General features: G+C 60.6%; 7 protein-coding genes. 1 reads left to right on the forward strand and 6 read right to left on the reverse strand.

The window, feature by feature from the left end:
- Window positions 1-289 precede the first annotated feature (289 nt).
- Together CSW58_RS05270 and CSW58_RS05275 are read right to left on the reverse strand one after the other, a co-directional pair.
- On the reverse strand, window positions 290-2,254 hold the full coding sequence (locus tag CSW58_RS05270; protein WP_099446587.1) for an ATP-binding protein: 1,965 nt from the start codon (window positions 2,252-2,254) through the stop codon (window positions 290-292).
- A 178-nt stretch (window positions 2,255-2,432) separates the two neighbouring features.
- Window positions 2,433-3,953 (reverse strand): methyl-accepting chemotaxis protein, encoded by a 1,521-nt coding sequence (locus CSW58_RS05275; protein ID WP_099446588.1) that lies wholly within the window; start codon window positions 3,951-3,953, stop codon window positions 2,433-2,435.
- Window positions 3,954-4,251: 298 nt separating this feature from the next.
- On the opposite strand from CSW58_RS05275, the gene CSW58_RS05280 reads away from it, so the two are divergent.
- On the forward strand, window positions 4,252-4,857 hold the full coding sequence (locus CSW58_RS05280; protein ID WP_099446589.1) for a LuxR C-terminal-related transcriptional regulator: 606 nt from the start codon (window positions 4,252-4,254) through the stop codon (window positions 4,855-4,857).
- A gap of 185 nt (window positions 4,858-5,042) precedes the next feature.
- Here the strand turns inward: CSW58_RS05280 and CSW58_RS14300 are convergent, their stop codons facing one another.
- The 4 genes from CSW58_RS14300 to CSW58_RS05295 all read right to left on the reverse strand — a co-directional run.
- Complete coding sequence (locus tag CSW58_RS14300) at window positions 5,043-5,363, reverse strand: DDE-type integrase/transposase/recombinase (RefSeq protein ID WP_201721580.1); 321 nt, start codon at window positions 5,361-5,363, stop codon at window positions 5,043-5,045.
- A gap of 65 nt (window positions 5,364-5,428) precedes the next feature.
- A complete protein-coding gene (locus tag CSW58_RS14305) occupies window positions 5,429-5,659 on the reverse strand; it encodes a hypothetical protein (RefSeq protein WP_201721581.1) in 231 nt (76 codons plus the stop codon).
- Window positions 5,660-5,778: 119 nt separating this feature from the next.
- Window positions 5,779-7,140, reverse strand: a complete 1,362-nt coding sequence (locus CSW58_RS05290; RefSeq protein ID WP_099446590.1) for a HAMP domain-containing sensor histidine kinase — start codon at window positions 7,138-7,140, stop codon at window positions 5,779-5,781.
- Window positions 7,137-7,249: winged helix-turn-helix domain-containing protein (locus CSW58_RS05295; RefSeq protein WP_201721582.1), on the reverse strand; the 113-nt coding region annotated here is incomplete at its 5' end. The genes CSW58_RS05295 and CSW58_RS05290, both read right to left, overlap by 4 nt.

Here is a 7,249-nt window from a genome sequence, read left to right on the forward strand (position 1 = left end):
CCCTCCCACGGGCGGCGGTCCTCAAGGCAGACCGCCGCCACGGGGCTAGCAAGCCGGAAGGTGCTGGCAGGCTAACGCAAACTGATCTCCGCTTTGGCCCCCTAGGGTGAGGCCAACCGGGGAGGGACCAGGTGGTGTCAGTCCAACGCTAACCCGTCTCAGCGAACGTGCCGCAAACCCAAACCCGACCGGCCTTTAGGCCATGACTGCGCGCCACTCGGCCAAGGCGGCCGAGCGTCTTTGCTTGAAAATGTCGCGGCTGACGAGATGGCGCTCCTGATTGAAGTGCTTAGCCAATCATTTGCTGCGCCGCGTGTCCGGCCATGGCCTTGTTGATTGCCTGTAAAAGCTCGACGATATTGATGGGCTTGGTCACGACATCATCAACGCCGGCAGCCAGATACTCTGAGACCTGATGCGACATCGCGTTAGCCGTTAGCGCGACAATCGGCGTCTGCAAACGCCCGGATGCCGCCTCCTCGGTCCGGATGATCCGGGTCGCCGCAGTCCCGCAAAGTTCGGGCATTTGAATATCCATCAGGATGACGTCGAAATCCTGCGCCGACCAAGCCTCGACGGCCTGACGGCCATTATTGACGATGACCGGGTCGATTCCCACTTGGTGAAGCAACGTCTTGAGCACAAGTTGATTGGTAGGATTGTCTTCCGCGACGAGCAATCGAATGGCCTGATCCGGCGCCAACATCGGCGGCGAGGGTAATTGGTCTGGGACAGAATTGGCGGCCTCATGGTTGCCGATACGTCGCAAGGGCAGGCTGACGGTAAAGGTCGATCCCGCGCCGATCTCACTGTGGACTTCGATCCCACCGCCCATCGCCTCCGCGAGATGGCGGCTGATCACCAAGCCCAAACCCGTGCCGCCAAAACGGCGGGTCGTCGAGGAGTCTGCCTGCTGGAAGGGTGAGAACAGACGCTTGACGTTCTCTGACGTCATGCCGATGCCGGTGTCGACGACCTGAAGCCTCATAATTCCTGACTGGTAGGTCGCCGTGACCCTAACCTCGCCACTCTCGGTGAACTTCACGGCGTTGGAGATAAGATTGTAGAGAATCTGCCGCAGTCGCGTCGGGTCGCCAGCATATAAGCCAATCGCGGCACTCGTATCGAGGGCGAAGGACAGGCCCTTCTTGTTGGCTATGGCCGTAAACGTCGCCTGGGCGCCCTGCAAAATCTCACCCAAGCTGAATTCGATCTCCTCGAGATCGAGCCGGCCGGCTTCGATCTTTGACAGATCGAGAACATCATTGAGGATTGCGAGTAACGCTTCTCCCGAATGGCGGATCACGTCGAGGCGGTTGGCCTGGATATCGGAGAGGTCATCGCGCGCCATAGCCTGGGCCATGCCCAGCACCCCGTTCAGCGGCGTGCGAATTTCGTGGCTCATTGTGGCCAGGAAGGCGCTCTTAGCGGCGTTGGCCGCCTCTGCAGACGCCATGGCCGACGCCATGGCGTCTGCAGCACGTCTTTGAGCTGTGACGTCCTGGATCGCTCCGATGAGGCGCAGCGGCTGGCCTTGGGGATCCTGGACCAGCTCGGCGGTGAAGTCGCCCCAGATCTCCGCGCCATCCAAGCGGTTGATCGGGCATTCCAACCGAAACGGTTCCCCCGTTTTTCGGTAGGCGCGCCACCGAGCCTTGGCCCGCTCGTGATAGTCCGGACGAACGCCCCACCAAATATCGGCCGCGAGATCATCATAGGTCACAGGGCGGTCAAAAAAGGCCTCCTCAATCCCGGCCTTGAACAAGGTTCCAGCCCTGTAGTCCACTTCGTACACGTATAGGGCCGCGCTCTGCAGTGCGATCCGCAACCGTTCCTCCGACCTCACGACCCTGTCGACCGAGCGTCGGCGTACCGTCACGTCTCGAAGGATCGTGGTGAACACTAGGCCTTCGGCCGTGGAAACCTTTGAAAGGGACGCCTCAATGAGGAATTCCTCCCCACTCTTGCGCAAACCGAAGATCTGACCGCGCTCGCTCATCGATTTGCTGGTCACCGCACCGGCGGCGAACCCGGCGACATGACCCGCATGCAAACCGCGAAAGCGCCCCGGGATCAGGCGCTCGACTGACTGGCCGACGATCTCTTCACTGCTGTAGCCAAAGATGGCCTCGGCCCCGGCGCTGAACATCAAAATTCTTGCGGCGACATCGGTGACGATGACCGCTTCTGACGTTATCGCGAATACGCCCTTGAGCACCTCGGCGTGCAACAGGTTCCCGGCGTCGACTACCATCCTGGCGTCACCCCGATGACGAGGCCGCGCTCGCGATCACCACCGACCGACCTCGGCGCCATGCGATGCTTCCGGCCCCTGCATGCTGTCATGATGGGCTTTTCGTTTTCCCAACGGGCGGGGCCGGTCATCGATCAAAAGGCCTCTTGGGTGTAGTGTCAGGGCGTTGACTGGCCGCTCAAGCGCGGCCGTGGCGAGCTAGTCGAGTGGCGGGGAGAGGCGCGGACACGACTGAGGGGGCGTTGGCGGTCACCTTGAAGCCAATGATCAGTTCAGCCAGATCGGCCGTGTCGCTCTTCAGCGAATGGGTGGCTGCGGTGGACTGCTCGACCATCGCGGCGTTCTGCTGCACGACCTGATCCATCTGGTTGATCGCCTGATTGACCTCGGCCAAACCCGTCGCCTGCTCATGGGCCGAAGCCGAAATTTCCGAGACGAGACTATCAATCTCGCCGACCTTGTTCATGATCGACCGCAGGGATTGTCCTGTTTCGCCGACCAGACCGACGCCTTCCTTGACCTGATCGGACGAGGCGGAGATCAGGGCTTTTATCTCTTTCGCGGCGGTCGCCGACCGCTGAGCCAACGCCCGGACCTCTTGAGCGACGACCGCAAAGCCACGCCCCGCGTCGCCGGCGCGCGCCGCCTCGACCCCCGCGTTAAGGGCCAGCAGGTTGGTCTGGAAGGCGATCTCATCGATGACGCCAATGATCTGGGTGATTTCTTGCGATGAGGTTTCGATCGCGCCCATGGCCGTCACGGCCCGCGACACCACCTGGCCGGAGCGCACCGCCTCGTCCTTGGTGATGGCGATCGCGTCGCTGGCCTTTCGCGCGCCCGACGCCGTCGTCTTGACCGTGGCGGTGATCTCGTCCAGCGCCGCGGCGGTTTCTTCCAGGCTGGCGGCTTGCTGTTCCGTCCGCCGAGAGAGGTCATCGGAGGCCCGGGCGATTTCGTCGGTGCCGGCGGCTATGCCGGCGACATTGCTGGCCACCACCGTTATGGTTTGCTGCAATTGGCTGATCGCCAAGTTGAAATCGTCACGCAGCTTTCGGTATTCCTCCGGCATGTCGCTCGACATCCGGAAGGTGAGATCGCCAGCGGCCAAGGCCGCCATGCCTTCGCCAACCCGCTCGACGACATTGGCGCGCTCCGCCGCCAGCACCGTGGCTTCGGCGCTTTTGCGGGCGGCCTCGGCGGCTTCGAGATAGACGGAAATGGCGTAATCCATGTCCAGAAGCGTCGCCTTGGCCAGCGCGCCGAGTTCTCCGGCGACTTGAGTCACGTCAGCCCCTTTGGCCGCCCCGAATCGAGCCTTTGGCCACCGGGCCTCCAGCACCTTGCCGATCAACGCTTCCAGCAGAATGGCGTAGCCGCCAATGTACCACCGGGGCTCTAGCCCGATCCGCGCATGGACCTCGCCGACCTTGGTGACCGCGGCCACATAGGTCTGATCGAACTGACCGCTTGAGATGGTTTCCCAGTGGGCGAGCTGCCGGTTCTTGGCGCTGTCGACCCGCTCCGGATTAGCGAAAAAAGCCCGGGTCTGCGGAAATGTTTGAACCTGAACGTAGAACAGGTCCATCGCGTCCGGCAATGCACCCATGATGATGGGTTTGATGGCGCGGATGTTCCGCTGCGCGTCCGAATTCAGCTGCATGAAGCTGAGTCGTTCACCGATTGAGTCAGAAGCGGGCATCGCGAATCTCCAAGGATAACACCCTGCGGGTGGGGCGGGCGGCTTCCTATTTACACGCGCCGGCGCACCCTTCAGGTCCTCAAAAGACGACTTGAATCATCCGACCTGAACAATACAATCCAATTTTGATTAATGGGGTGTAAATTATAATAATACACCATCTTTAGCCATGCGGATAGTCAAGTGGCTATTGCGTTTCCTGCGCCAAATGCAAATTTTGTCTTAGATTTACAAGCGGGTGGGTGGAGTCTAAATTGTGGCAACCCCGCTCTCTCATAAATTGTGATTTAGAACCGTGTTGCGAGATATACGCGTCAAAATTGTAAGCGAGCAGCCCTTATGCAGGGGAGCCTTTGCTGCACTGATACAGGCGGAGTTCCAGATCCAAAGCGTGGATGCGGTCGAAACGTTCGCGCAATTGGACGACCCCGCAGACGGCGCTCCAGCCGACCTTTTGTTGCTGGACCTGCCGGCATCGGTTGATCCCGAGGCGTGGTTTGCCTCAACGGTGCAGATCGACGCCGGAGCCAAGGTTCTCATAGCGCCCGAGCGCAACTTAGCCTTGGCTCGACTAGCCCATGCGCATGGCTTTCGCGCCCTGATCCCAAAGACGACGGAGGCCCCATTGATTGTCGCCGTCTTGATGGTGGTTCTGGCGGGTGGTGAATATTTCCCGTGTTTCGAAGACGCTAACGCGACACCGACGCCTTTGCCCCGCAAACTCGCCAATAGCCTGACCGATCGTCAGGTTGCGGTGCTTTGTGAGCTCAGCCTGGGCAGAACGAACAAGGAAATCGCGGTGACCTTGGGTATTTCAGTTGCGACCGTAAAGCTCGACATCCAAGCGATACTCAACGCGACCGGCGCGCGCAACCGCACAGAGGCGACTAGTCATCTGAGATAGTTGGGCCCGAGTGATGCGCCGTAGGAAATATTTTGGTGGTGTCAGTCCAACGCTAACCCGTTTCAGCGAACGTGCCGCAAACCCAAACCCGACTGGCCTTTAGGCCGTGACGGCGCGCCACTCGGCCAAGGCGGCTGAGCGTCTTTGCTTGAAAATGTCGCGGATGACGAGGTGGCGCTCCTGATTCAAGGGGTTATGGATAGTGGCCTGTACAGATCTGCGCTTCTTTGAAGTGTTCCCATCCTCCGGAATTTCAGCATCGCCCGTTCTCGTCGCCTGAACGGCTGGTGCGAGGTCTCGGCCCTGTTGGTCTTCCAGCGACCGGTCTCCTGAATTCCTGGCGCGCCCAGCGCCTTCAGCGCGGCTCCGTATGATCGCAGGCCCTCAGTGACGATCGTCTCAGGCCGGCCGTGTCGCTTGATAATGCTCTTGATGAATATGAGCGCGGCGGTCTTGTCGCGGCGTTTGCTGACAAAGGGTTCCAGGACTTCGCCGTCGTGGTCCACCGCGCGCCAGGGTCGTACTTCTGGCCATTTATCTTCACGTAGACCTCGTCGAGGTGCCACCGCCGTTAAGTGAACTGGCGCATGTGATGCACCCTCTTGCGACGGATCTCGGCAGGCGAAACATCGGGCTTAAACCGGTTCGACCACAGCCGAACCGTCTCATGACAAATGCCGATGCCGCGCTCGAACACCAGGTCCTCCACCCTCCGCAGCGACAGCGGGTAGCGCACGTACATTATGACCACGAGGCGGATCACCTCCGGCGAGCTGTCGAAATATCGGAATGGGCTTTTCATCGCCCGGCGCTAGCGGCTCAAAACGGGGTCCGCAAATTTGGGCTGACAAAGCCGTCAGCGGGGCTGCGAGGCGCAAGGCCGAGCGGCTCTATGCCGGGCTTACCCAAATCGTCTTGATGTCAAACGATCGCTGGTAGATGCAGGTGAACGCGCAGCCCGCCTAGCGGCGATGCGCCCAGCCAGATCTTCCCGCCGTACAGGACAATAAGGTCCTTGACGATCGCCAGGCCCATTCCATGGCCTGGCATCTGCTCATCCAGACGCTCGCCCAGGCCAAAGACAACCTCATAGGCTTCAGGAGCTAGGCCTGGTCCGTCGTCGTCCACCGTGATCAAAATATTCCCACCGTCAGGACTCTGCGCGATGATTTCAACGCGGCTTCGGGCCCACTTTCCACCATTGTCGAGCAGGTTCGCCAGAATTTCAGCTAGGTCCTGCGCGTCAAGCGCCGCCGTAAGGTCAGGCGCAACCGAGGCTTTAAACTCGACGCCGCGACGGCTGTGTAGCCTCGCCATCGCCTGGAGCACAGGCTCAAGCGCATCGTCAACTCGCGTCGCCACGCCAGGCGCGCTGCGTAGCGCCGCAGCGCGCGCGCGAGCCAGTTGATAGTCGATCTGCCGGTGCATCCGCTCGCATTGTTGTTCGATAACTTCAGCAACCGAAGTGTTGCCGCTCGAACGAAGTCTTGCGGCTTCATCTACGAGGATCGCCATGGGCGTTTTCAACGCATGGCCGAGATTTCCCGCCTGGGTCCGCGCCCGGCGCAACATATCAAGATTTGCCTCAAGCAGATTGTTGAGATCTGCGGCAAGGGGCGCGACCTCACTAGGCAGATCATCTGGAAGCCGTTGGGCTCGACCGGTTCGGACGGCTGCGAGCGCATCTCGCACACGACCCAGCGGCCTTAGGCCGAACCAGATCTGCAGCAGGGCGGCGCTGCTGAGGCCAAGAGCGATGAACAGGAGAGAGGCAGCCAGCGTCCAGTTGAACCGTGCGAGGACCTGATCCAGCAGGCGCTGTTCAACCCCGATGCCGATCCTTAGGGGCGCGCTTGCGCCAACGGGGCGAACACTCGTCTCAACGAGCCTGATATGCCCATTGGGTCCCTCTACGAACCGATGTTGCTCGACCCCGAGGGGCGCGAACGGCGCACCAAGAGGCAGTCGCCGCCCTTCCAAGGATGCAGAACTCACCCAGCGCCCATCAGGGGCCTGAAGCTGCCAGTAGAATCCAGACCCTACGGGCAGGAAACGAGGGTCGCTCAGCCTTCTATGCAGATATGGCTTTCCGGTCTCGTCGATGGCGGCCAGAACTGCGAGCTCCGAAGCATGGCCCTGAAGCTCTTCGTCGAATTGCTCGGTGACATGGGCCCGAAAGAGTTCTGCGAGCGCCCATCCGCTGACGGCAAGACCCGCAGTGATCCAGATTATGGCTCCAACGATCAAGCGGGCGCGGAAACTGGTCCAGATCGCCCCTTTCATGTCATTCGATATCCTAAGCCGCGCACTGTGCGGATGACGTCTTTGCCGAGCTTCTTTCGCAATCGACCGACATAGACCTCAATCGTGTTGGATTCTCGGGTCTCATCCA

This window comes from Caulobacter sp. B11 (assembly GCF_002737765.1).
Lineage (GTDB): Bacteria > Pseudomonadota > Alphaproteobacteria > Caulobacterales > Caulobacteraceae > Caulobacter.